General features: G+C 68.4%; 21 protein-coding genes and 1 pseudogene. 9 read left to right on the forward strand and 13 right to left on the reverse strand.

The annotated features are described in order from the left end of the window. The first annotated feature begins 116 nt into the window (after window positions 1-116). Both LTV02_RS00620 and LTV02_RS00625 read left to right on the forward strand, forming a co-directional pair. Window positions 117-998 (forward strand): helix-turn-helix domain-containing protein, encoded by an 882-nt coding sequence (locus LTV02_RS00620; RefSeq protein ID WP_233036931.1) that lies wholly within the window; start codon window positions 117-119, stop codon window positions 996-998. Then, the gene (locus LTV02_RS00625; protein WP_233036933.1) at window positions 995-1,195 is read left to right on the forward strand and encodes a DUF397 domain-containing protein; all 201 of its coding nucleotides are present in this window, start codon (window positions 995-997) and stop codon (window positions 1,193-1,195) included. The genes LTV02_RS00620 and LTV02_RS00625 overlap by 4 nt, the downstream gene beginning before the upstream one ends. Here the strand turns inward: LTV02_RS00625 and LTV02_RS00630 are convergent, their stop codons facing one another. The 3 genes from LTV02_RS00630 to LTV02_RS00640 all read right to left on the reverse strand — a co-directional run bounded on the left by LTV02_RS00630 (window position 1,196) and on the right by LTV02_RS00640 (window position 4,344). After that, window positions 1,196-3,172: a TerD family protein gene (locus LTV02_RS00630; RefSeq protein ID WP_233036935.1), complete on the reverse strand. Its 1,977-nt coding sequence runs from the start codon at window positions 3,170-3,172 to the stop codon at window positions 1,196-1,198. It lies immediately after the preceding gene. A gap of 128 nt (window positions 3,173-3,300) precedes the next feature. Next, complete coding sequence (gene trxA, locus LTV02_RS00635) at window positions 3,301-3,663, reverse strand: thioredoxin (protein ID WP_233036943.1); 363 nt, start codon at window positions 3,661-3,663, stop codon at window positions 3,301-3,303. Window positions 3,664-3,708: 45 nt separating this feature from the next. Then, a complete protein-coding gene (locus LTV02_RS00640; protein ID WP_233036945.1) occupies window positions 3,709-4,344 on the reverse strand; it encodes a TetR/AcrR family transcriptional regulator in 636 nt (211 codons plus the stop codon). A 146-nt stretch (window positions 4,345-4,490) separates the two neighbouring features. Between LTV02_RS00640 and LTV02_RS39550 the strand changes: the two are divergent. Beyond that, window positions 4,491-4,556, forward strand: a pseudogene (locus LTV02_RS39550) (hypothetical protein); the annotation flags it as partial. Window positions 4,557-4,742: 186 nt separating this feature from the next. On the opposite strand, the gene LTV02_RS00645 reads toward LTV02_RS39550, so the two are convergent. Continuing rightward, complete coding sequence (locus tag LTV02_RS00645; protein WP_233036947.1) at window positions 4,743-5,024, reverse strand: hypothetical protein; 282 nt, start codon at window positions 5,022-5,024, stop codon at window positions 4,743-4,745. On the opposite strand from LTV02_RS00645, the gene LTV02_RS00650 reads away from it, so the two are divergent. Further along, entirely contained in the window at window positions 5,008-5,631 is a 624-nt protein-coding gene (locus LTV02_RS00650) for an FAD-dependent oxidoreductase (protein ID WP_233036949.1), read from the forward strand. The two genes, LTV02_RS00645 and LTV02_RS00650, sit on opposite strands and share 17 nt — an antisense overlap. A gap of 62 nt (window positions 5,632-5,693) precedes the next feature. Here LTV02_RS00650 and LTV02_RS00655 read toward each other — a convergent pair whose 3' ends face one another. The 6 genes from LTV02_RS00655 to LTV02_RS00680 form a co-directional block, all read right to left on the reverse strand. Next, on the reverse strand, window positions 5,694-6,725 hold the full coding sequence (locus LTV02_RS00655) for an ATP-dependent 6-phosphofructokinase (RefSeq protein ID WP_067711520.1): 1,032 nt from the start codon (window positions 6,723-6,725) through the stop codon (window positions 5,694-5,696). Window positions 6,726-6,774: 49 nt separating this feature from the next. Then, window positions 6,775-7,668 (reverse strand): serine hydrolase, encoded by an 894-nt coding sequence (locus LTV02_RS00660; RefSeq protein WP_233036958.1) that lies wholly within the window; start codon window positions 7,666-7,668, stop codon window positions 6,775-6,777. Between the two features lie 233 nt (window positions 7,669-7,901). After that, on the reverse strand, window positions 7,902-8,858 hold the full coding sequence (locus tag LTV02_RS00665; protein ID WP_233036960.1) for a serine hydrolase: 957 nt from the start codon (window positions 8,856-8,858) through the stop codon (window positions 7,902-7,904). Then, window positions 8,848-10,680, reverse strand: a complete 1,833-nt coding sequence (locus LTV02_RS00670) for a serine/threonine-protein kinase (RefSeq protein ID WP_233036962.1) — start codon at window positions 10,678-10,680, stop codon at window positions 8,848-8,850. The genes LTV02_RS00665 and LTV02_RS00670 overlap by 11 nt, the downstream gene beginning before the upstream one ends. 56 nt (window positions 10,681-10,736) lie before the next feature. Further along, window positions 10,737-11,423 (reverse strand): response regulator, encoded by a 687-nt coding sequence (locus LTV02_RS00675; RefSeq protein WP_067711104.1) that lies wholly within the window; start codon window positions 11,421-11,423, stop codon window positions 10,737-10,739. Continuing rightward, on the reverse strand, window positions 11,420-12,781 hold the full coding sequence (locus tag LTV02_RS00680; RefSeq protein WP_233036973.1) for a sensor histidine kinase: 1,362 nt from the start codon (window positions 12,779-12,781) through the stop codon (window positions 11,420-11,422). The genes LTV02_RS00675 and LTV02_RS00680 overlap by 4 nt, the downstream gene beginning before the upstream one ends. A gap of 181 nt (window positions 12,782-12,962) precedes the next feature. On the opposite strand from LTV02_RS00680, the gene LTV02_RS00685 reads away from it, so the two are divergent. The 4 genes from LTV02_RS00685 to gatB are packed head-to-tail and all read left to right on the forward strand — an operon-like array spanning window position 12,963 to window position 18,127. After that, window positions 12,963-13,292 carry a hypothetical protein gene (locus LTV02_RS00685; protein WP_067711106.1) on the forward strand — a complete coding sequence of 110 codons (330 nt, stop codon included), beginning with the start codon at window positions 12,963-12,965 and terminating at the stop codon, window positions 13,290-13,292. Window positions 13,293-13,317: 25 nt separating this feature from the next. Next, on the forward strand, window positions 13,318-14,067 hold the full coding sequence (locus tag LTV02_RS00690) for an ABC transporter ATP-binding protein (protein WP_233036975.1): 750 nt from the start codon (window positions 13,318-13,320) through the stop codon (window positions 14,065-14,067). Continuing rightward, entirely contained in the window at window positions 14,064-16,559 is a 2,496-nt protein-coding gene (locus LTV02_RS00695; RefSeq protein ID WP_233036978.1) for an ABC transporter permease, read from the forward strand. Before LTV02_RS00690 ends, LTV02_RS00695 begins: the two co-directional genes overlap by 4 nt. A gap of 53 nt (window positions 16,560-16,612) precedes the next feature. Further along, complete coding sequence (gatB, locus tag LTV02_RS00700) at window positions 16,613-18,127, forward strand: Asp-tRNA(Asn)/Glu-tRNA(Gln) amidotransferase subunit GatB (protein WP_233036980.1); 1,515 nt, start codon at window positions 16,613-16,615, stop codon at window positions 18,125-18,127. Between the two features lie 65 nt (window positions 18,128-18,192). On the opposite strand, the gene LTV02_RS00705 is transcribed toward gatB, so the two are convergent. Beyond that, window positions 18,193-19,344, reverse strand: a complete 1,152-nt coding sequence (locus LTV02_RS00705) for a PQQ-dependent sugar dehydrogenase (protein WP_233036982.1) — start codon at window positions 19,342-19,344, stop codon at window positions 18,193-18,195. Window positions 19,345-19,478: 134 nt separating this feature from the next. On the opposite strand from LTV02_RS00705, the gene LTV02_RS00710 reads away from it, so the two are divergent. Further along, entirely contained in the window at window positions 19,479-20,402 is a 924-nt protein-coding gene (locus LTV02_RS00710) for a DoxX family membrane protein (RefSeq protein WP_067711119.1), read from the forward strand. Window positions 20,403-20,512: 110 nt separating this feature from the next. On the opposite strand, the gene LTV02_RS00715 is transcribed toward LTV02_RS00710, so the two are convergent. Together LTV02_RS00715 and ilvD are read right to left on the reverse strand one after the other, a co-directional pair. Further along, a complete protein-coding gene (locus tag LTV02_RS00715) occupies window positions 20,513-20,812 on the reverse strand; it encodes a hypothetical protein (protein WP_233036984.1) in 300 nt (99 codons plus the stop codon). Between the two features lie 15 nt (window positions 20,813-20,827). Further along, complete coding sequence (gene ilvD / locus LTV02_RS00720; protein WP_233036986.1) at window positions 20,828-22,669, reverse strand: dihydroxy-acid dehydratase; 1,842 nt, start codon at window positions 22,667-22,669, stop codon at window positions 20,828-20,830. Between the last annotated feature and the right edge of the window lies 1 nt (window position 22,670).

Genomic DNA, 22,670 nt, shown 5'->3' on the forward strand with positions numbered 1-22,670 from the left:
CGGCGGCCGAACTCCGCACGCCGTGGAAAACTTTCCGAAACCTCCAGGTCAGCATTCATATTGCATGGGAGCATCGTTCACAGCGACCGAAAACCGCCTTCGTGGGGGAGAGTTCGATGTCCGACCATGGTTCCACCCTGCCGCGCCGCCAACTGGGGCGATATCTGCGCGAGGGCCGAATGCAATGCAATATGACGATCGCCGAAGCGGCCGGCTTGATGGAATGGAGCGAATCGAAACTCCAGCGCCTGGAAACCGGTAATGCGGAGAAGATCCGGGTGCTCGATATCCGGGAACTGTGCCGTATCTACGACTTCGACGACGAGTTCACCGCCGCTCTGGCGGGCCTTGCGCAACAGGCGAGCGTCAAGTCCTGGTGGCACGAATACGAGGATCTGGTGCCGGAGGGCTTCAATGTCTATGTCGGCCTGGAGGCTTCGGCCCGCGCGCTGATCACCTACCAGCCCGATCTGATCCCCGGCCTGCTGCAGACCGCCGACTACGCCCGGGTCCTGATCGGCGATTACTGGCCGGATGCCGAACCCGACGCCCTGGACCGCCGGGTCCAGCTCAAGCTGCGCCGCCAATCCCTCTTGACCCGCAAACGCACCCCCGCCACCTTCGACCTGGTGGTGCACGAAACCGCTCTTCGCAGGCTGGTCGGCAGTCCGCGCGTCATGTCCGCGCAACTCCGCCGCGTGGCGGACCTGTCGACCATGTCGACGATCGCTGTTCGTGTACTACCCTTCTCCGCGGGCGTCCCGACCGGACATACGGTCGGACCCTTCGTGATTCTGGATTTCGGCCGGGACACCGTCGGCAAACCGGTCGAACCGACCGTGGTGTACCTGGAGAACTTCCTGGGCGACCTGTATCTGGAAAAGCAGGCGTCGGTGGACCGCTATCTCGAGGCATACCGGGCTCTTCAGCGCAGCGCACTGGACGAGTCCGCCAGCAGAGACCTCCTACGAAAGGCAGCGAAGGAGTACGCGACGTGAACGTCGACCCCGCCGGCGCCCGGTGGTTCAAAAGCGCCCGCAGCACCGGCGCCAAGGAATGCGTCGAAATAGCCTTCCTCACCACCGGCGTAGGCATCCGGGACAGCAAAAACCCCACCGGCCCGTGCCTGCACTTCGCTCCCGCCGAATGGGATCGCTTCACCACCGCCGTAGCAGCGGGCGCTTTCGACCGGTAATCAGGAATCGGCGGCGAGCACGGGTTCGGCCGGAACTCCTTCGGGCTGTTTGGGTGCGGCGGGCACCCAGCCGCGCAGCGGTTGCACCACCGCGCCGTAGAAGGCGTCGGTCGCGGTTTTCACGCTCGCGACGAAACCGGCCGCGGTGCCGGATCGGCCCTTGGCCATCGGAAAAGACTGTTCCAGCGCGAAAGACACGATTTCGCCGGCCCGCCCGGCGGTCAGCAGCTTGGGGTCGGTGCGCGCCACGGACAGATGTTCGCAGGCCTCGTTGCCGCGTTCGGAGAACACCACTTCCACCCGCACCTCGCCCGGCGCCTGCTCCAGTTGTTTGAGCAGCCAGGACAATCGGCGCGCCGAGGTGCCTTCGTTCGGCGCGTCCAGGGTGGTACGGCACCGGATCGTATTGGTGCGTACGTCGGCGACCACGGTCAGATCACCCGCTGTGTCGGGAATCCGCAGCACCGCCTCGAAACTGCCGTCCGCGGCCAGCCGTTCGGCGACGGCGGCATTGCGGGCGGCGGGATCGCCGCGGAACTTGCGCGGCAGCACATGATTGACGGTCACCCCGAGCTCGGCCGTCACCCGCAATGCGAGATGCCGGGCCAGCGAGACCCAGGTATCGGCCACCGCCAGGGCCTTCTGGTCCCCGGCGCGCAGCGTGCCCGCGGTGACCGCGTCCCGCACCGCGACCCAGTGCCGGCCCATATCGGCGAATTCAGTGGCGCCCGATCTGGGATGGTCGAGGTAGCGCAGGAATTCGCTCAAGATCCAGGCCTGCAGATCATCCTCGATGCCGCCGTGCGAGAGCAGCATCCGGGCTTCGTGCGCTACCTCCGCCCAGGACAGATGCCGCAGTGCGACTTTGGTGAGTTTGCGCCGGTCGACCTCCACCGGCAGTTCCCCGGGCCCGGCCGGAATGTCGTTCGACAAGCTGACCACCACGTCGTACTTCTTCCGCCGGGCCACGTCGAGGTAGTTCTCCAACTGGTCCTTGCGCAGCTTGCCGTTCCCGGTCTTGACCTCCAGCAGTCCGGTCCAGGTCCGGCTGCCCCGCACCACCTTCAGCACGCCGTCCGGAATGACCTTGGAATCGCCGCGCTCGTACTGGACTTCGACGTAACCCTCGAAAGTCCCTGCCGGAGCGCCCATTCGAGCGCACAGGGCGCGGGCGAACGGTTTGACCGCCTGCATGGTGGCGATCAGCGCCGAGGTGGCCCGCCGCTCCTGCTCCTCACCGGCTCCGACGCCGATGACCGAGAACAGGCGCGCGGTCTGCCAGCCGTCGTGCTCGGCGAACTTGAACTCGATCGGCTTGGCCTTCTTGACCACCTTCTTGGTGGTCCGGACGCCGCGCGTGCGCGGCGCGGGCGCGACCGGTGCGGCCTGGTCCTGCGGCGCGGGCTCCACCGGCGCGACGACCTCCGGGCTCGCGGCCGCGGTGTCGTCGTCGATGGAGACGCCGAAATCCTTGGCCAGGCCGGCCAATCCGGTGTCCCAGCCCTGCCCGACCGCGCGCACCTTCCATTCCTCGCCGCGGCGGTAGACGTCGCCGAAATGGAAGGCCGATTCACTGGTGGCATCGGCGGTCAGATATTCGGCCAGCGACTGTCCGGCCCCGTCCACCACCCGGAAGGCGATCTTGCCCAGATCGCCGAAGGTCCCGGCGCTCAGGCTGCCCACCAGTGCGATGGTGTGCACATCCGCGGGCACCGCCGACAGGTCGATCGAGATCCGGGTCTGCGCGCCTTCCTCGATCACGCTGGTGCCCAGAATCCGCACCGACCCGTCCGCCGATTCCGGCTGGTTGTAGAAGACCAGGTCGTTGTCGGACCGCACTTTTCGATCGGCGCCCAGCAATAACGCCGACGCGTCGACCTCGATCTCCGATTCGGTCCATCCCACCACCACGTCGATACGGACCACATCGTCCGGCAATGGAATGTTCTGCCCTTTGGACAGCATCGGAGAATTCACGTTCGCACCCTTCCGTATCGGCCGATCACATGCACCGGAAAATACGGGTACGGACTGTTCCCCCGCACTGTTCGGCACCCCCGGTGATGTCGAATCACACTACGATGCAGTGCCTTTGGTTTGCGGGCTCAGGAATTTTTATGGCACAAAATGTCCTGGAGTTCGCTCAGCAGTCTGGTTTTGGGGCGGGCGCCGACAAGGGTGCGGATGGGCTCCCCGTTCTGAAAGACGATGAGGGTCGGCATCGACAGGATCCGGTATTTGCTCGCGGTGAGCGGGTTCTGGTCGACATCGAGTTTCCGGATGGTCAGGCAATCCGCGTGCTCCGCGGCGATGGCGGCCAGCACCGGTGCGATCATCCGGCACGGCGGGCACCAGGTGGCCCAGAAGTCGACGAGGACCAGGCCGGGGTGAGCGAGAACCTCCTGATCGAAGGCGTCGTCGGTGACGGGGGTGATTTCGGCCGATCGGACGGCGTGGTCGAGGTGCATGTCATCGACGGTAAACATTGTCCTCGGGGTCAAGGCAAGGGCGGATCAGGGGGAATCGAGGCCCAGGTGGCGGGCGACGAGGGCGAGCTGATCGGCGAAATGTTCGAGGAAGGCGGGGGATCGGGGGTCGGCGCCGGTGAGGCCCTGGATCACCTGGGGGAGGGTGGTGGGGGCCATGGCGGCGGCCATGAGCATGACGAGCAGGGCGGCGGGGTCCAGGTCGGCGGGGAGGGCGCCGGAATTCTGCAGGGCGCGCAGGGAATCCAGGGCGGGCGACATCTGGGTGGTGCGGGCAGAGCCGTCGGGATCGTCGGTGGGAGAGCCGGTGTACTGGAGGCCGTTCCAGGCGAGCAGGCGGGGGCCGGCGGGATTGTGCAGCGCTTCGAGCGCGTAGCCGCGCAGTTGTTCGGGCAGGGGGGTGCCGGGCGCCGAGAGTTCGCGCTGGCGGTCTTGCCATTGCTGCGAAATGGCTTGGTAGAGGCCCTCTTTGCCGTCGAAGTAGTAGGAGATCAGTTGCTGGTTGACGCCGGCGCGGGCGGCGATGGCGCTGACCCGGGCGCCCGCGTAGCCGTGCGCGCCGAATTCGGCGGCGGCGGCTTCCAGGATGAGGTTGCGGGTGCGTTCGGGGTCGCGCTGACGCTCCTGGGGTTTGGGGGACCTGCGGGGCTTCGACGTCGGCATGAGGCGATCTTAGCTCCAGCTGGCACAATCATGTGCATGGATGAATTAATCAAACGGATGATTGACAAAGTTGTCCGATGAGGTGACGATGAAGGAGAACCGCTGGTCGCAGCGGGTTGATCAGAAACCACTCGAAGGATATTGAGATGACCAAGGTGCTTATTGCCGGCGGCGGACTCGGCGGGCTGGCGCTCGCGCACGCCCTGCGGCGCGGTGGGTTCGAAGTGGCCGTGTACGAGCAGGACCCGACGCCGCGCACGCGAAATCAGGGGTACCGGATTCACATCGATCCGAACGGGAACGCCGCGCTGCGAGCCTGCCTGCCGCCGGAGGTTCTCGATGCGGTGTGGCGGGTCAGCGGGATCAGCGGTGACCTGGTGGGGATGTACACCCGGGAGCTACGGCCGGTGATGGTGCAGACTTTCCCGGACGTGAGCGCGGACGAGATCACGAATGTGGACCGGGAAGCCTTTCGGCGCGCACTGCTCACGGGGCTCGACGACGTGGTGCGGTTCGGACATACCGTGCGTAGCTACCGAATCGGCGAAAACGGCCGGGTACGAGTGGAATTCGCCGAGGGCGGCGCCGACGAGGGTGATCTGCTGATCGGTGCGGAGGGGCGTCGGGTCGGCCGTGCGCAGGCAACTGCTGCCGGAAGCCGTCGTGAACGATCTCGGCATCCGGTGCCTGTACGGCCGGATGACGCTCACCGAGGACACGGAACCGCTACTGCCCCCGGACTTCCGGCGCGGATTCTGCTGGGTCGCCGACGGCACCGGCCTCGGCGTGGGATTCGCGCCCCAGCGCTTCCGCACCCGCCCCGACGGAGCCCAGGACTACCTGATGACCACCCTGGCCGCCCCCGCCGCACTGATCGGCGTCCCCGATGCCGAACTCTTCGCCATGACCCCCGAATCCCTCTGGAAACTCACGGTCGACGCCACCGCCGACTGGGATCCCGCGGTGCGCGCACTCCTCGCGCACGCCGACCCGGAATCCTTCTTCCCCATCACCATTCGCGCCGCCGAACGCATCCCGGCCTGGGAATCCGGCCCGGTCACCCTGCTCGGCGACGCCATCCACACCATGCCGCCCACCGGCGGAGTCGGCGCGAACACCGCCTTGCAGGACGCCGAATCCCTGGCGAGCGAACTGGTGAAAGCGGCGGCCGGCGAGCAGTCCCTCCTCGCCGCGGTGGCCGCCTACGAACGCGTCATGCTCCCACGCGGTTTCGACACCGTCGACAGCTCCCTGCGCATGGCCGGGCAACTGTTCGCGGCCCAGTGAGCAACGGCCCGCGCATCCCGATGCGCGGGCCGATCCCAAAAGAACCTGCGGCTCGATACCGCTCAGCCGAAGAAGGCCGCGGCTTCCCGATACCGATCGGCGGGCACCAGTTTCAGCTGCTTGGTGGCCTCGGACAGCGGGACCAGGGCGACGTCGTTGCCGTGCAATGCGACCATCTGCCCGAAGTTCCCGGCGTGCACCGCTTCCGCCGCGTGGACGCCGAAGCGGGTGGCGAGCACGCGGTCGTAGGGGGTCGGCGTTCCGCCGCGCTGCACGTGGCCGAGCACCGTGACGCGGACCTCCTTGCCGATGCGGCGTTCGATTTCGGGGGCCAGCTGCTGGGCGACGCCGGTGAAGCGGACGTGGCCGAATTCGTCGATGCCGCCGTCGCGCAGGGTCATGGAGGCGGGGTCGGGGTGGGCGCCTTCGGCGACGACGCAGATGAAGTGCGAATCTCCGCGCTGGAAGCGGCGTTTCACCATGGCGCAGACCTCGTCCACGTCGAACGGGACCTCGGGTACCAGGGTGAGGTGGGCGCCGGAGGCGATGCCGGAATTGATGGCGATCCAGCCCGCGTGCCGGCCCATGACCTCCACCAGCATGACGCGCTGATGGGATTCGGCGGTGGTGTGCAGCCGGTCGATGGCCTCGGTGGCGATGGCGACCGCGGTGTCGTGGCCGAAGGTGGTGTCGGTGCAGTCGATGTCGTTGTCGATGGTCTTGGGCACGCCCACCACCGGCACGCCCTCGTCGGCCAGCCAGGACGCCGCGGTCAGCGTGCCTTCGCCGCCGATCGGGATGAGCGCGTCGATGCCGTTGTCGTCGAGGGTCTGCTTGATCCGGGGCAGCCCGGCGCGCAGCACGTCGGGATTGGTGCGCGCGGTGCCGAGAATGGTCCCGCCCTTGGTGAGCAGGCGGTCGGTGCGGTCGTTGTTGAGGATCTGGATCTTGCGATCCTCGAGTAGCCCGCGCCACCCGTCCTGGAACCCGACGATCGCATCCCCCCAGCGCCCGTTCGCGGTCCGAACGACGGCCCGAATCACCGCGTTCAGCCCTGGGCAGTCTCCGCCTCCGGTCAAGACTCCGATGCGCATGGCCCCCATCATGCCCGAACCCGCGCGTTCGCGGGCCGCGCCCCCGAAGCTAGTGGGCGCAGTGCCCGCCGCGCAGTTCCTCCAGGTGCCCGTTGATCAGCGTGGCCACCTTGGTGAGCATGGCGGTGCCGTCGTCGAAGGACCCGGAATTGGGCTGTGCGGCAATGGCGATGGCCAATTCGCCGCCTTCCACCGGAATGAGCCCGAACTGCCGGACCAGGTAACTTCCGGAGGTATCGGGCCCCCACCCGCCCTTGAATTCCGCATTGTCCAGATTGCCCAATCCCCAGCGCTGCCCGGAGCTGATCTTCCCCATCAATGAGGTGACCGCGTCCGATTCGGGCAGGCAGGGTAGCCGGGACGCGAACTTCAGCTGATCCGACAGCGACCAGTCGGCCTGCCCGAACGCCGAATAATCCGACCGGATGCGCACCGACGGCACCTTGGTGGTGGCGTCCCCGCCCTCGCGCAATACCGCCTGCACCGTCTGCGCCGCCGTATCCGCGCCGCCGAGCGACTGCCAGAGCGTATCCGCGGCCGTATTGTCCGAATAGGTGATGGCATTGGCCGCCGCACCGGTATATCCGGAGTTGGCGCGCAAGGCCGCCAGCGTGAGCGGCACCTTCATGGTCGACCAGGCCGGCCCCGTGGTCCAATCGCCCAGGGCGACTACGCGATCCCCGCCGACCGGCATCAGCGCCAGCCCCACCTTGCCGTTCAGCGTCGGCTTCAGATTGTTGAGGAAGTCCCAGGCCAGACTGCCGGGCACGGCCGCGACCAGCGGTGCGGCGCCGCCGCTCGTCCCCGCCACCGAGGTGGTTTCCGGCACCAGTACCGGCTTGCTGGTGCAGCCGGTCAGCGCACCCGCCAGCAGTGCCGCCGCACCGCCCGCGACCAGGCGCGTCCATAGTCGCCGCGTGGTGTGCGCAAACGCTCCGTCCACCCCGTCACCTCCATTTTCCCGGATACCGGTAAGTCCCTGTTCCTAGCGGACACACCTAAACCCGTCAATCGCAAGGGATTGTTCTGGGTTGCGGCGACCGGGTCAAACGCGGTGCGTAATGCCGCTTTTGACGGCCGTCCCCCCGAGTCGGCGTGTGCGTCCCGGTATTTCATGGACGCGCACGCCGATCTTGTTAATGGCCACCGCCCCTACGGTGACCGCCGGGCCCGCGGTCAGTGACCGCAGTGCCCGCTGCGTAGGTCGGACAGGTGATCGCCGAGCAGTACGGCCATCTTGTCCATCATGTCGGTCGCGTCGTCGAAGCTGCCGGATTCCGGTTCCGCCGCCATGGCCACCGCGATCGGCCCGGCCAGCGTGGGCACCAGCCCGAACTGGCGCACCGTGTATTTGCCGGTGTAGTCGTCGGGTCCCCAGCCGCCCTTGAATTCCGCGCCGATCAGCTTGCCCAGGCCCCAGCTCTGACTCGGCGTGATCTCGCTCATCAGCGAGATGACCGAATTGGCGCGCGGCAGGCAGGGCAGATTGGCCGCGAACTTCACCTGATCGGTGAGCGACCACTCGGTCGCGCCGAAGGCCAGCAGATCGTCGGAATCCAGTGCGGCGAGCCGGGTGTGGCGCGCGGCCACATCGGTGGTGGCGTCCCCGGCCTCGCGCAGCACCGATTCCACCGCCTCGGCGGCCTGATTACCGGTGCCGAGCGAGTTCCAGAGCTCCTGCGCCGCATCATTGTCCGAATAGGTGATGGCCGCCTCGGCGATGGACCGCATACCGTCCGGATCGTGGCGCAGCGCCGCCAGCGCCAGCGGCACCTTGATGGTGGACCAGGCGATACCGCTGCTCCAATTGCCCAGCAGCGTCACCTCGCCGCCGCCGACCGGCATGATCGCCAGTCCGATCCGACCGTCCAGCCCGGACTGCAATTCCGAGAAATCCGCCGTGAAGCCAATGGATTTCGGCAAACCGAACAGGTCGGGCAGTTCGGGCGCGATCATGGACAGACCGGTGGGCGAATCCGCCGCGAGCACCGGCACCACCGGCACCGGCTCGGCCGCCGGTGCGCCCGAGGAAGTCTTCACCTGCACGCTGCACGCCGTCACCGCGAACAGCGTCGCCACCGCGAAACATCGAGCAATGGCCTTGCGACAGGCCGCATTAGGGTCAGTAGACATACACCACCGCGTTCTCGCCACCGATGCACGTGACCAATTTCCCGGCGGCCGTGCAGTTCATCGTGTACGCCCGGCCGGTAACCGGGCTGACCGCGACCACATTACTTGCCGATCCGCCCTGGCTCCCAGTTGCGGCGGCATATGCCCGGCGCACCTCCTCCGCGAAAGGACAACTGGTGACCGTGGATCCGGTCGCGGAGGTGGTGAAGCCGTTGGTCGAGGGGTAAACGGGCGAGCACGGCGAAGCGCCCACCGGCAGCTGCACCGTGGTGGCCGCCGGGGACGTGGTCGTGGTCCCGCCCTTGGTCTGGGACGGCATGTTCACCGTGCCCGGATTCTGTTGTGTCGCAGTCGCATCAGTCGCATTGTTCGATGGTTCGTTGCGGGAGCCGTCGAGGACTTGCCAGCCGATCGCACCCGCGATGGCGGCCGCCGCGATGGTCAGCACGCCGATCGAGATGGGCACCGCCGCCGATCTGCGCGGCCGGTAGGCCGAGCGCGGCGGGGCGGGATCGACGCGCGGATGCTCCGAGGTCGGATACAGCGACGGGTCGGGCGCGGGCGCGTACGGGAATTCCCGCTGCTGATGGCCCCAGACCGGCTGCTGCGGCTGCGCGTCGGCGGGCAGCGGCGTGTAGTGGAAATCGCTGACCCGCACCACGGTCGGATCCGCGGGCACGATGACCGGCAAGTCGGAGGTGGCGGGGTGTTCGTCGGCTTCGGCGGCGGGGAAGCTGCCGGTGACGTACGCCCGGAAAGTCCCGGTAGTGGGTTGCCGCACGGTGGGATCCGAGTTCTGCACGGGCGCGTTCGGCGTGCCGGTGCCGGGCAACCGGGTGGTCGGTTGCTGCCCGGTGGGCGCACCGAACACCCCGGGGTTCCCGGCCGGAACCGCCTGGCCCGGTCCGCCGACGGGCGCGAAACCCGATCCGGTCGGCGGCAGCGTGCGCCCCTGCGGCAGGATCTCGGTCGGCGGGGCGGGAACGGCGGTGCCGGCCAAGGCCATCCGCGCCGCGCGGGCGAATTCCCCGGCGGTCAGGAAGCGCGTGTTCGGATCCTTGGCGAGCGCTCGCGCCACCACTGAATCCAGAGCGGTCGGTATGCCAGGCAATTGGGTGCTGGGCCGCGGCGGCGGATCCGAAAGATGCGCCCGGATCAGCACGCTCATATTGTCCGCCGGGAACGGCTTGGTCCCCGTGAGGCATTCGTGCAGCACGCACCCCAGCGAGTAGATGTCCGCCCGCCCGGTCACCGGCCCCGCGTCGAACCGCTCGGGCGCCATATAGGCATAGGACCCGACCGCGGTCCCGGTCATGGTGAGGGTGGTGTCCCCTTCGGCCCGCGCGATGCCGAAATCGGCCAGATATGCGAAATCCGCATCAGTGACAAGAATATTGGCGGGTTTCACATCCCGGTGCACCAGCCCGGAGTAGTGCGCGGCGTCCAGCGCCGCCGCGATCTGCTCCACGATCGCGACCGCGCGCAGCGGCGACATCGGCCCTTGATAGTCCAGCAGCGAGCGCAGATCCTGTCCGCGCACCAGCCGCATATCGATGTAGAGCACACCGTCGATCTCGCCCCAGTCGTGGATCGGGATGATGTGCGGTTCGGCCAGCCGCGCCGCCGCCTGCGATTCGCGACGGAAACGTTCCTGGTAGGAGGGGTCTTTCGCGAGATCCGACGGCAGCAGTTTGAGCGCTACCACCCGGTCCTTGACCGTGTCGTAGGCCTCGTAGACCTCCCCCATGCCGCCCCTGCCCAGCAGCGAGCGCAGCTCGTACGGCCCGAAACTGCCGCCGGCCCGCGATGGCGGTGCATCCACCCCGTCAAACCTCCAACTCTCGGTCGGGTCGCGACGAAGGTGTCCGCGGCCCGCCCCTATGGACTGGATTCTCCGGGTGCGACCACGCCGTGGTCAAACGCAAAGACGATCGCCGCGGCCCGGTCCCGTAACCCGAGCTTTCCGAAGATATGTCCCACATGGCTCTTGACCGTTACTTCGGAGATGCCCAGACTGCGCGCGATCTCGGAATTCACACGTCCCCGGCCGATGAGTTCGAGCACTTCGAGTTCGCGCACGGTCAGTTCCGATAGGCGGGACTTGCTGGGCGCCGCGGGCGCCGGTACCGATCGGTATGCGGTGAGCACGCGCGGGGTGACCGACGGATCGAGCCAGGACCCGCCGCCCGCGACCGTGCGCACCGCGCGGATCAGATCCTCGGCGGGGGAGTCCTTGAGAATGAAGCCCGCAGCCCCCGCCCGCAGCGCCCCCGAAAGCAATTGGTCGTCATCGAAAGTGGTGAGCACCAGCACCGGCGGCGCGTCCGGGAAGGCCCGCAGCGTGCGCGTCGCCTCGATCCCGCCGATGCGTTTCATGCGCAGATCCATCAGCACCACATCCGGCCGGTGCGCGGCGAGCGCGGCCGGCACCTCGTCGCCGTCCGCGCATTCGCTCACCACGAAACCGTCACGGCGGCGCAGGATTCGGCGCAATCCGCCCCGGACCAGTTCCTGATCGTCGACCACCAGTACGTCGACGAGTTCCTCGTCGGGGCGCTCGGTCACATGCTCTCCTGCGGCTGGCCCGGTCCGGCCGGGTCGGTCTGGGTCTTACGGGTCATGTTGTGCAGCATGGTGCGCAGCGAATCCTCGGCCTGGGTGGCGATACAGGACAGCTGCCCGGGCATCGGGATGCGGGCGAACACCCGCCAGCCGTCGCCGGCCGGCCCGGCCTGCAGATCGCCGCCGAGCAGGGCGGTGCGCTGCCGCATGCCGTCGATGCCCATGCCGCGGCCCGGGCGCACCGCCGCCCCGGCCGGCAGCGTATTGCCGATCTCGACGGTGATGTCCTTGGCGCACAGCGCGATTCGCAGCCGCGCCGACGCGCCCGGGGCATGCTTGGCGATATTGGCGAGGGATTCCTGGCAGATCCGGTACAGCGCCAGTCCCATGCCCGCCGACACCGCCGAGCTGTCACCGCTCATCCGGTAGTCGACCTCCATGCCCGCGCGCACGAAATCGGCCACCAGTTCGGCGATATCGTCCAGCCCGGGTTCGGGTTTGTGTAGCGTGGGCCGCTGATCGAGCAGCCCGACCGTGCGCCGGATATCGGCCATGGCCTGCCGTCCCAGCCGTTCGGCATCGGTGAGCGCGTCCACCGCCTCGTCCACGTCCCGGTCGGTCTGCAGGGCGTGCCGGGCGGCGGTCACGTGCAGCAGCGTGATGCTCAGCGAATGCGCGATCACGTCGTGCACCTCGCGCGCGATCCGGCGGCGCTCCTCGTCGGCCGCCGCCGCGGTCCGCACCTCTTGGTTCTCGCGCTCCTGATACAGGTAGCGGCGCTGGAAGTTCATGAACTGGCCGGTCATCCACCCGCATACGATCGCGATGGCGTAGACCGGCAGGCCCTCGTCGATATGCCCGATGGATTCGAAGAACGCCAGCTCCGCGATCATCACCAGCGCCACCGGGATGCTGGCCAGCGGCGTGGTCAGGGCCGCGACCTCGCCGACCGCGATGATCAGCACGAACGGCGCGGAATCCGAGGGCACCGGTTGCGAGAGGAAGACCGCCGCCGCGGACATGTTCAGCACCGCGATGATCAGCGGTTTGGGCAGCACCCCGAAGAAGGCGTAGAGCGGCCCGGTGATGTAGGTGAGCGTCATGGCCAGGATCGGCAGCAGGCTCGGCCAATAGCCGCTGTCGTAGCGCTGCACCACCGCGACCGTCGCGATCACCAGCAGCACCACGTCGAATACCGCCACCACAGGGACCGGATAGCCGAAGTGCTCCACATTGGTGCGGAACTCCGCGACCGGATGCCGCGCGAACCGCTGGATGCGCGCGCCGCTGGCCAGCGCCCATTCGTGCAATCTCCGCAACGCGCGCCCTACCGGTTGCGGGGTGGCGTCTGTCACGTCCATCCTGTCAGGCTAGTGGCCGGATATGACGGCGTACATCGTGCGCGGGCAGGGGGCGGTCTCCTACCGGGGTAGGAGCTCGAGTCGCGTCCGCGGCACGACGACACGGCTCACGGGCGTCCGTAGCGTTCAGGGCAACGGCATCCGGCACCGAAATCGGATGCGCGACGAAAGGTAGGGGGCCATGACCTGGGCAGACCTGCACGCTCGCACCGAACTCGTGCACACCGTACTGGATCGGGCGGCGCGAAATCCCGCCGATCCCAACCTCTTCCACGACCTGCCCGAGCTGGACCGGCTCTTCGGCGGGGTCGACGGACTGCTGCTCGCGCTGCGGCATCGCTGGGAGAACCATCTGACCGTGAAACTGGATCACGCACTGGCGCAGGGGAAGTCGGTGGACCAGGTGCGGCTCGAACTGGCCGCCGAACAGCCCGCGCTGCGCGCGGTGCTGGACCGGTACGGTACCGACGAGCTGTACCGGCGGCCGCGCCCGCGCGCACTGGCCAGCTGACACAACATCACAAGGGGAGAGGCCCATGCTGGAATTGACCGACGTCACCAAGGAATACCGGGTGGGGGAGCAGACCGTGCGCGCCCTGGACTCGATCAGCCTGCGCATCGAGCCGGGCGAGTTCACCGCCATCATCGGGCCCTCGGGTTCCGGCAAGAGCACGATGCTGCACATCCTGGGTGCGCTGGATTGTCCCGACTCCGGGTCGATTCGATTCCAGGACAAGGAGATCGGCGGCCTCAACGACGATCAGCAGTCCGAGTTCCGGCGGCACCAGGTGGGTTTCGTCTTCCAGTTCTTCAATCTGCTGCCCACGCTCTCGGCTTGGGAGAACGTCGCCATTCCGAAGCTGCTGGACGGCAGCGGATTGCGCAAGGCCAAGCCGCGCGCGCTGGAGCTGCTCGACCTGGTCGGCCTGTCCGACCGGGCCGAGCACCGGCCGGCCGAACTGTCCGGCGGGCAGATGCAGCGCGTCGCGGTGGCGCGGGCGCTCATCATGGATCCGCCGCTGATCCTCGCCGACGAGCCCACCGGCAACCTGGACTCCAAGACCGGGGCCTCGATTCTCGAACTGCTGCGCGAGATCACCGCGGCCGGCAATTCGGTGGTCATGGTGACCCACGACATGGGTGCGGTGAACTACTGCCACCGGGTGATCACGCTGCGCGACGGGCGGATCGGTTCCAATGAGCGGGTGGTGCACGAGTCGGACGGCTCCGCGCATACCGTGGCCGACGCCGAGGTCGCCGAGCGCGACGGGGCGGTGCGCGCATGATCCGCGCGGCATGGGATCGGCTGCGCCTGTTCAATATCGGTGATCTGCTCGCGCATCGCGGGCGCACCGCCATGTCCATGATGGTGATGGGAGTCTCGGCGGGACTGCTGGTTTCGGTGTTCAGCATCTCCGGCTCCATCACCGGATCGGTCGACAAGCTCACCCGTTCGCTCGGCGGCAAGGCCGCGCTGGAGATCACCGGTGTCACCGACGCCGGGTTCGATCAGGCTCTGCTGCAAGAGATCCGGTCCGTCACGGGCGTGCGGGTGGCGGTGCCGATGCTGCGCCAGTCCATCGGCGCGGACGAGCAGCGGGCGCTGCTGGTCGGCGCGGATCAGACCATGACCGAACTCGGCACCGACCTGGACGGGCCGTTGCGCGATCAGGCGGCCAAACTGCTCACCGTCCCCAACGGGGTGCTGGTCGGCTCCGCCATGGGGCGCACCGAAGGCGAGAAGTTCCAGATCGGCGCGGTGAACGCCACCGTGGCCGGGGTGCTGGACGCGGCCGCCGCCCGCGATCTCAATGGCGGGCACATCGTGATGGCGCTGCTGCCGGTGGCGCAGAAGATCACCGAGCGGGCCGGGCGGCTGGACTCGGTGCAGATCATCGCGGCGCCCGGCGCCGACGTCGGTCAGCTGAGATCCGAACTGACCAAGGTGGTTTCGGGCCGCGCCGTGGTCGCCGACCCGGATCTGCGGGCGGCGCAGGCGGGCGGCGCGGTGCAGCTGGTGCGGTATTCGACGCTGGCGTCCTCCGCGGCGGCGCTCATCGTCTCCGCGTTCCTGATCTACAACGCCATGAGTATGGCGGTGGCGCAACGCCGTACGACGCTGTCGCTGCTGCGCGCCATCGGCGGCAAACGCGGGCCGATGGTGCGCGACCTGATCGCCGAGGCGGCGCTGCTGGGCCTGATCGGCGGCCTGATCGGCGCGGTCATCGGGATGTTCATGGGCCGCACCGCCATCACCCGCCTGCCCGCCGCCATGGTGCAGTCGGTGGAGGCGCGCACCGAATACATGGTGCCGAGCTATGCCATCCCCGTAGCGGTGGCCGCCTGCGTGCTGGCCTCGGTCGCCGCGTCGGCGCTGGCCGCCCGGCAGGTCTACAAGGTCGCGCCGATCGAGGCGCTGGCTCCGGTCGGCGGCTCCGCGGCCGATACCGTGCGGCCGGTGTGGCGCTGGGTGGCGGTGGTGGTGGGCGTGGCGATGGTCGCCCTCGCGATCGTGCTCGCCTACTCCGACCTGGGACTGGTCTCGCTGGGCTCGATCTCGCTGTCCATCGGCGGCGGCGTGGTGCTCTGCTTCGCCGCTACCGGGCCCATCGTGCGCGGCATCGCCGCCGTCTCCGGGCGGTTCGGCGCACCCGGCGCGCTCGGCGCCACCTCCGCCGAACGCGCGCCCCGGCGGGTCTGGGCGACCGCCATGACCGTCATGATCGGCGTCGCCGCCGTGGTGGCCATGGGCAATTCCAGCCGCAACCTGGTCAGCTCGGCCGCCGACACCTTCGAATCCCTCGCCTCGACAGACGTTTTCGTCAGCCCCACCGCCATGGAGCAGTTCCCGACCGGGCCGCTGCTCCCCGCCGACCTGAAGGCCAAACTCCAGGCCATCCCCGGCGTCTCCGCGACCGGTTCCGCCCAAATGGCTTTCGCCACCCTGGGCCGCGGCCGCGTCATGCTCCAGGCCTACGAGGGCAATATCGCCCGCAGTTCGGCCCTGGAGGGCACCAGCGACTCCGACCGCGAGCGCATGGCGCGCGGTGAGGGCGTGGTCATCTCCCGCGATGTGGCGCGGTCCCTGGACGTCGAGGCCGGTTCGGCCATCGACCTGCCGACGCCGACCGGCACGCACCGGGTCACCATCTTGCGGGTGGTGCCCTACTTCTCGGCCATCGCCGGCATCGTGGTCATGGACCTGGGCATCATGCAGCAGTGGTATCAGCGCGCGGGCGAAACCATCATCGGCATCGATTTCGCCCCGGGCGCGAACCACGAGGAAGTGATGTCCGCCATCCGCGCCGTGGTGCCCGCCGGAATTCACGTCGACACCGGCCGGGCGGCGGTGGACGCCATCTCCAGCAGCGTCCGCCAGGGCACCTCCATCAGCGCCGCCATCCTCTGGATCGTGGTGCTGGTCGCGACCGTCGCGCTCCTCAACACCCTCATGCTCTCGGTGCTGGAACGCCGCCGGGAACTGGGCGTCCTGCGCGCCATCGGCACCAGCCGCCGGTTCCTGCTGCGCTCGGTGCTCACCGAAGCCGCCGGCATCGGATTGATGGGCGCCGCACTGGGATTGGCCGTCGGCTCGGCGGTGCACTACCTGGCCACCATCGCCCTCGGCCATGCCACCTCCATCGACGTCGTCTACCACCCCAGCCCACTGCTGCTGGTCTACGCGATCGTTGCGACCCTGCTGGCCCTGCTCGGTTCCATCCCGCCCGCGGTGCGCGCCGCCCGCCTGCCCATCGTGGAGGCCATCGCCGCAGATTGAGCTGGGACCGACCGCGTTCGGACATGCGGACCCGTTTACCTAGACTGGTCCGCATGAGCGCAGCTACCGCCGACTTGATGGATTACTCCGACGTCATCGACAGGTACGAGCCGGTGCTGGGTATGGAGGTCCACGTCGAGCTGGGTACCGCGACCAAGATGTTCTGCGGCTGCCCGACCGAATTCGGCGCGGAGCCCAACACCCAGGTGTGCCCGGTGTGCCTGGGCCTGCCGGGCTCGCTGCCGGTGGTGAACGAGAAGGCCGTGGAATCGGCCATCCGGATCGGGCTCGCGCTGAACTGCTCCATCACCCCGTGGGGGCGGTTCGCGCGCAAGAACTACTTCTACCCGGACCAGCCCAAGAACTACCAGATCAGCCAGTACGACGAGCCCATCGCGACCGACGGTTACCTGGACGTGGTGCTCGACGACGGATCGGTCTTCCGGGTGGACATCGAGCGGGCGCACATGGAGGAGGACACCGGTAAGTCGCTGCACGTCGGCGGCGCCACCGGTCGAATCCACGGCGCCTCGCATTCGCTGCTGGACTACAACCGCGCGGGCGTGCCGCTGATCGAGATCGTCACCAAGCCCATCACGGGTGCGGGGGAGCGGGCCCCGGAAGTGGCGCGCGCGTACGTGACCGCGCTGCGCGAGGTGCTCAAGTCCCTCGACGTGTCCGACGTGAAGATGGAACAGGGCTCGCTGCGCTGCGACGCCAACGTCTCGCTGATGCCCAAGGGCGCCAAGGTGTTCGGCACGCGCACCGAGACCAAGAACGTGAACTCGCTCAAGAGCGTCGAGGTCGCGGTGCGCTTCGAGATGCGGCGGCAGGGTGCGGTGCTGGCCGCGGGCGGCGAGATCATCCAGGAGACCCGGCACTTCCACGAGGCCGACGGCTCCACCTCCTCCGGCCGGATCAAGGAGACCGCCGAGGACTACCGCTACTTCCCGGAGCCGGACCTCGAGCCCATCGCGCCCGACGCGGCGTGGGTGGAGGAATTGCGCGGCACCATTCCGGAGTACCCGTGGCTGCGCCGGGCCCGCATCCAGTCCGACTGGGGCCTGTCCGGCGAGGTGTTCCGCGATCTGGTGAACGCGGGCGCGCTGGACCTGATCATCGCGACCGTCGACGCCGGGGCCTCGGTGGACGCGGCGCGGTCCTGGTGGGTCGCCTACCTGACCGAGAAGGCCAAGGAGCGCGAGGTCTCGCTCGAGGACCTGCCCATCACGCCGAAGCAGGTCGCCGAGGTGGCGGGGCTGGTCGAGGCCAAGACCATCAACAACAAGGTGGCCAAGCAGGTCGTCGACTTCGTGCTGGCGGGTGAGGGCGAACCGGCCCAGATCGTCGAGGCCAAGGGGCTCGGCATGGTCAGCGACGATTCCGCGCTGCAGGCCGAGGTCGAGAAGGCCCTCGCCGCCAACCCGGATATCGCCGACAAGATCCGCTCCGGCAAGGTCCAGGCCGCCGGCAAGGTGGTCGGCGACGTCATGAAGGCCACCCGTGGCCAGGCCGACGCCGCCCGCGTGCGGGAACTGGTGCTGGCCGCCTGCGGCGTCAGCGAGTAACCACCCGGACAGCACTGTGGCGCACGGCGGTCGCCGTGCGCCACAGTCGTTTCCGAAGGCAGCTGCTAGTCCGGCCCGTTGCCCTGGCCGCCCTGCGGATTGACCGAAATCCGCACCACGCGATCGTCGTACTGATTGGGCTGCCCGTCGGTCTTGTTCACCGTGGACACCCAGACGATGCCGTTGCCCGCCGGGGACGCGCCGTCCAGCCGTCCGTACTTGTCCTGCGCCAGCAGCGACGGGGCTGCCGTCACCGCGTGGGTGTTCTTGTCCGCCAAGGCCAGTGCCAGGGCCTTCTGATTCGTCAATGCGATGGCCACGCCGTCGGTCGCCGCCGCGCACCCCGCCACGCCCGGATGGTCCTGCCAGGTCCAGGCTTTGCTGATCGACCCGTCGGGGGCGATGCGCTGCAACCGATCCTCGGTGGCGGTGCGATCGGTGACCCAGATGCTGTCCACGTGATCCGAGCACACCCCGCCCGCGACGCCGATACCGCTGGCCATCACCTCGGGGGCCGCGCCCGGTGCGGTGTCCAGACCAAGCAGCTTGCCCGCGAGCGAGCCGTTGTCGGCGGCCGCGCCCGGATTGCCGGCATCACCGGTGAGCACCAGCATCTTGCTCCCGGTGTGGAAGTCGATAGACCCGCGATTACCGGTGGCGCCCTTCGGAATCCCGGTGAGCACCGGTTTCGGCGCGCCGCCGTTCTCGGTGGACAGCCGCACCACCCGGTTGTCGCCGCCGGTGGTGATGTAGGCGTAGATCAGCCCGTCCTCGGCGTAGCTGGGGGAGAGCGCGAGCGCGGTCAGCCCGCCGTCCCCGCTGCCGTCCACGTCCAGCCGGGCGATCTCGATCGGATCCGGCGGCGCCCCTTCGTCGGTGGCCTCCACCTTCAGGATGCGACCGGTCAGCCGCTCAGCCACCAGCCCGTGAACGCCGTCCGGCAGCGCCACCACCCCGCCGGTGGTGTCCAGGCACGAGACCACCACGGCCGTATCCGGATCCACGCACGGCAGATCCGGGCGCTTGGCGGAGGTCGGCGGGGCCTTGGAATCCTTGGTCTCCGGTTCCGCGTCCTGCCAGCTCGGCTCGGTGGTGAACGGGCTCGACGCGCGATCGTCGAAACGTCCGCAGCCGGACAGCAGTACCGCGCCGAGCGTCACACCCAGCACGACCCTGCGTGCGCCCACCCCGATCCGGCCCGCGGCAACCAAACTCATGGTTGAGACGTTACGGAAAACCCGCCGCCTCCGCTCGAACGGGGGTCGGCATCCTCCGACAAGCCGCAAACGCGACATGGACACGCCCGCCGACTGTCGTGTGGATGACGCTCCGGGCGCATACTCTGACCCGCGTGACTGAGAAGCCGAACGAGCCGTCCGCAGGTGCGGGGGGCGCCGACACGCCCGCGCCCAAGCCGGTGGGTGAACCGGTCCGCAGTCCCTTCGACTCGCCGACCGAAGTGTTCGCCACGTCCTCCGTCAAGGAGGAGGTCACCACCCCCGACCTGACCAAGGACACGCCGGCCCCGGCGTCCGCGGACGTGCCGCGCACCGACGAGGAACTGGGCCTGGATCCCGAGGTGCCGCTGTACTCGGAGCTGAAGAACTCGATCCCGCGCCAGGCCGACACCAAGGCCAGCACGCCCGATCCGGCGGCCCCGACCTATGCCTTCGCCAGCATCCCGCCCGCGCCCGCGGTCCCCGCCGACGGGTCCTCGCGCTTCCGGCGCGGCGACGATCGGCGCGGCACGCTGGATCTCGGACTCCTGTTGCTGCGCTTGGTGATCGGCGGCACCTTCATCTACCACGGCCTGCAGAAGGCGACCGGCTGGTTCCACGGTCCGGGCCTGGACGGCATCAAGACCGCCATGGAGAACGGCGGCTGGAAGCACGTCGACATCTCCGCGCCGCTGCTCATCGCGGGTGAGCTCGGCGGTGGCATCCTGGTGGTGCTCGGCCTCGCCACCCCGCTCGCGGCGGGCGCGGTGCTGGCGGTCATCCTGGATGCCTGGATGTGGAAGCAGGGCATGGTGCCCGGATTCCAGTACTCGGCCAAGGCCAATTCGACGGAGCTGGAATCGATTCTGGCGGGGATCGCCACGGTGCTGATCCTGACCGGTCCAGGTCGGCTCTCCTTCGACCGCAATCGCGGCTGGGCGACGCGCCCGTTCCTGGGTTCCCTCGCCGCGCTGGTCGCGGCCGTCGCGGCGGCCATCCTCACCTATATCTATCTGCACGGAGGCAACCCGCTGACGGGCATCGGTCCGTTCGACTGACGAACTGCCCCCGAAATACCAAGCGGCCGGGATGATCCGATGATCATCCCGGCCGCTTCGTCTGTGTACCGGTTGTTCCGGCAGGGGCAGCGGGGTTCACCCCCGCGCCCTCACCACTCGGTCGCGTTGAACCGCTGCCACTCGTCGAACGTCTCCTGATGCAGCCGCATCACTTCGCTCGACTTCATGTCGATCTGCTGGTTCAGCAGCGCGCGATGCGAGGCGATCTGCGCCAATTCGCCCGGCTCCGCCATGATTTCGGCGGAATCCAGCTCCCGGCTCTGCGCGGCCAGTTCCTCGGCTTCGGCCAGCAGCACCTTCGCCTGCGCATTGCGGGCATCGCCGCGTTCCAGCATGGCGGTGTATTCGGCAAGCATGGTGTCCGTCTTGCCGACGTATTCGATTGTCATTCCCCTGCTCTCTGTCTACGGCACGCGCCGCACTGCACCCTTGTCGGCCGACGTCGCCAGCGCGGCGTACGCGCGCAGCGCCGTGGTAACGGGCCGTTCGCGGTGCACGGGCTGCCAAGGCCGCTCGGACGCTTCCATTTTGCTGCGTCGCTCGGCGAGAACCGCATCGGGGACCAGCAATTCGAGCGCGCGGGTGTGCACGTCGATGCGGATACGGTCGCCGTTCTCGATCAGGCCGATGGCGCCGCCGCTGGCCGCCTCGGGCGAGATATGCCCGATGGACAGGCCCGACGTGCCGCCGGAGAAGCGGCCGTCGGTGATCAGCGCGCAAACCTTGCCGAGCCCCGCGCCCTTCAGGAATGCGGTGGGGTGCAACATCTCCTGCATGCCGGGGCCGCCGGAAGGACCCTCGTAGCGGACCACCACCACATCGCCCGGCTGGATCTTCTTGCCGAGGATGAGCGAGACCGCCTCCTCCTGGGATTCGACCACCACGGCCGGGCCCTCGAAGGTGAACAGGTCCTCGTCGATGCCCGCGGTCTTGAGGATGGCGCCGTCCGGCGCGATATTGCCGCGCAGCACGCACAGTCCGCCTTCGACGGTGTACGCGTGCTCGATATCGCGAATGCAGCCGCCGGCCTGGTCGGTGTCCAGGGAAGACCAGCGGTTCTCGGTGGAGAACGGCACGGTGGTGCGCACCCCGCCGGGCGCGGCGTGGAACAGCTCGACGGCTTCCTCGGAAGCCTTGCCGGAGCGGATGTCCCAGGTGTCGAGCCATTCGTCGAAGGACTTGGTGTGCACGGTGGTCACATCGGTCTCGAGCAGCCCGGCGCGGCGCAGCTCACCGAGGATGGCCGGAATGCCGCCGGCCCGGTGCACGTCCTCCATGTGGTAATCGGAGTTCGGCGACACCTTGGACAGGCAGGGCACGCGACGGGAGATCTCGTCGATGGACTGCAGATCGAACTCGATCTCGCCCTCCTGCGCGGCGGCCAGGGTGTGCAGCACGGTATTGGTGGAACCGCCCATCGCCACATCGAGGGCCATGGCGTTGTGGAAAGCCTTGACGTTGGCCACGTTCCGCGGCAGCACCGAGGCGTCGTCGTCGCGGTACCAGCGGTTCGCGATATCGACGATGACCCGGCCGGCCTTCTCGAACAGCGCCCGGCGCGCGGCATGGGTGGCCAGGGTGGAGCCGTTGCCCGGCAGCGACAGCCCGAGCGCCTCGGTGAGGCAGTTCATGGAGTTGGCGGTGAACATGCCCGAGCAGGAACCGCAGGTCGGGCAGGCGGACCGCTCGACCTCGCTGAGCCCGTCGTCGGACACGTTCGGCGAGGCGCTCGCCGAGATGGCGGTGATGAGGTCGGTCGGGGCCTGTGCCACGCCGCCGACCACCACGGCCTTACCGGCCTCCATGGGACCGCCGGAGACGAACACGGCGGGGATGTTCAGGCGCATCGCGGCATTGAGCATGCCGGGAGTGATCTTGTCGCAGTTGGAGATACACACCAGCGCGTCGGCGGTGTGCGCGTTCGCCATGTACTCCACCGAGTCGGCGATGATCTCGCGCGAGGGCAGCGAGTACAGCATGCCGCCGTGACCCATGGCGATGCCGTCGTCCACGGCGATGGTGTGGAACTCGCGCGGCACGCCACCGGCGGCGCGAACCGCCTCGGCCACGATCTCGCCGACGTCCTTCAGGTGCACGTGGCCCGGTACGAACTGGGTGTAGGAGTTCGCGATGGCGACAATCGGCTTACCGAAGTCGGAGTCGGTGAGGCCGGTCGCGCGCCAGAGCGCGCGAGCGCCCGCGGCATTGCGTCCGGCGGTGGTGGTGCGTGAGCGAAGCGGTGGCATG

Source organism: Nocardia yamanashiensis, from assembly GCF_021183565.1.
GTDB lineage: Bacteria > Actinomycetota > Actinomycetes > Mycobacteriales > Mycobacteriaceae > Nocardia > Nocardia yamanashiensis.

Bases quoted from the DNA above. Each gene is read 5' to 3' on its own strand.
- LTV02_RS00620 (WP_233036931.1), top strand. From the start codon at position 117: ATGTCCGACCATGGTTCCACCCTGCCGCGCCGCCAACTGGGGCGATAT.
- trxA (WP_233036943.1), bottom strand. From the start codon at position 3,663: ATGCACCTCGACCACGCCGTCCGATCGGCCGAAATCACCCCCGTCACC.
- LTV02_RS00640 (WP_233036945.1), bottom strand. From the start codon at position 4,344: ATGCCGACGTCGAAGCCCCGCAGGTCCCCCAAACCCCAGGAGCGTCAG.
- LTV02_RS00645 (WP_233036947.1), bottom strand. From the start codon at position 5,024: ATGCCGAGATCGTTCACGACGGCTTCCGGCAGCAGTTGCCTGCGCACG.
- LTV02_RS00655 (WP_067711520.1), bottom strand. From the start codon at position 6,725: ATGCGCATCGGAGTCTTGACCGGAGGCGGAGACTGCCCAGGGCTGAAC.
- LTV02_RS00665 (WP_233036960.1), bottom strand. From the start codon at position 8,858: ATGTCTACTGACCCTAATGCGGCCTGTCGCAAGGCCATTGCTCGATGT.
- LTV02_RS00680 (WP_233036973.1), bottom strand. From the start codon at position 12,781: ATGGACGTGACAGACGCCACCCCGCAACCGGTAGGGCGCGCGTTGCGG.
- LTV02_RS00685 (WP_067711106.1), top strand. From the start codon at position 12,963: ATGACCTGGGCAGACCTGCACGCTCGCACCGAACTCGTGCACACCGTA.
- LTV02_RS00690 (WP_233036975.1), top strand. From the start codon at position 13,318: ATGCTGGAATTGACCGACGTCACCAAGGAATACCGGGTGGGGGAGCAG.
- LTV02_RS00695 (WP_233036978.1), top strand. From the start codon at position 14,064: ATGATCCGCGCGGCATGGGATCGGCTGCGCCTGTTCAATATCGGTGAT.
- gatB (WP_233036980.1), top strand. From the start codon at position 16,613: ATGAGCGCAGCTACCGCCGACTTGATGGATTACTCCGACGTCATCGAC.
- LTV02_RS00705 (WP_233036982.1), bottom strand. From the start codon at position 19,344: ATGAGTTTGGTTGCCGCGGGCCGGATCGGGGTGGGCGCACGCAGGGTC.
- LTV02_RS00715 (WP_233036984.1), bottom strand. From the start codon at position 20,812: ATGACAATCGAATACGTCGGCAAGACGGACACCATGCTTGCCGAATAC.
- ilvD (WP_233036986.1), bottom strand. From the start codon at position 22,669: ATGCCACCGCTTCGCTCACGCACCACCACCGCCGGACGCAATGCCGCG.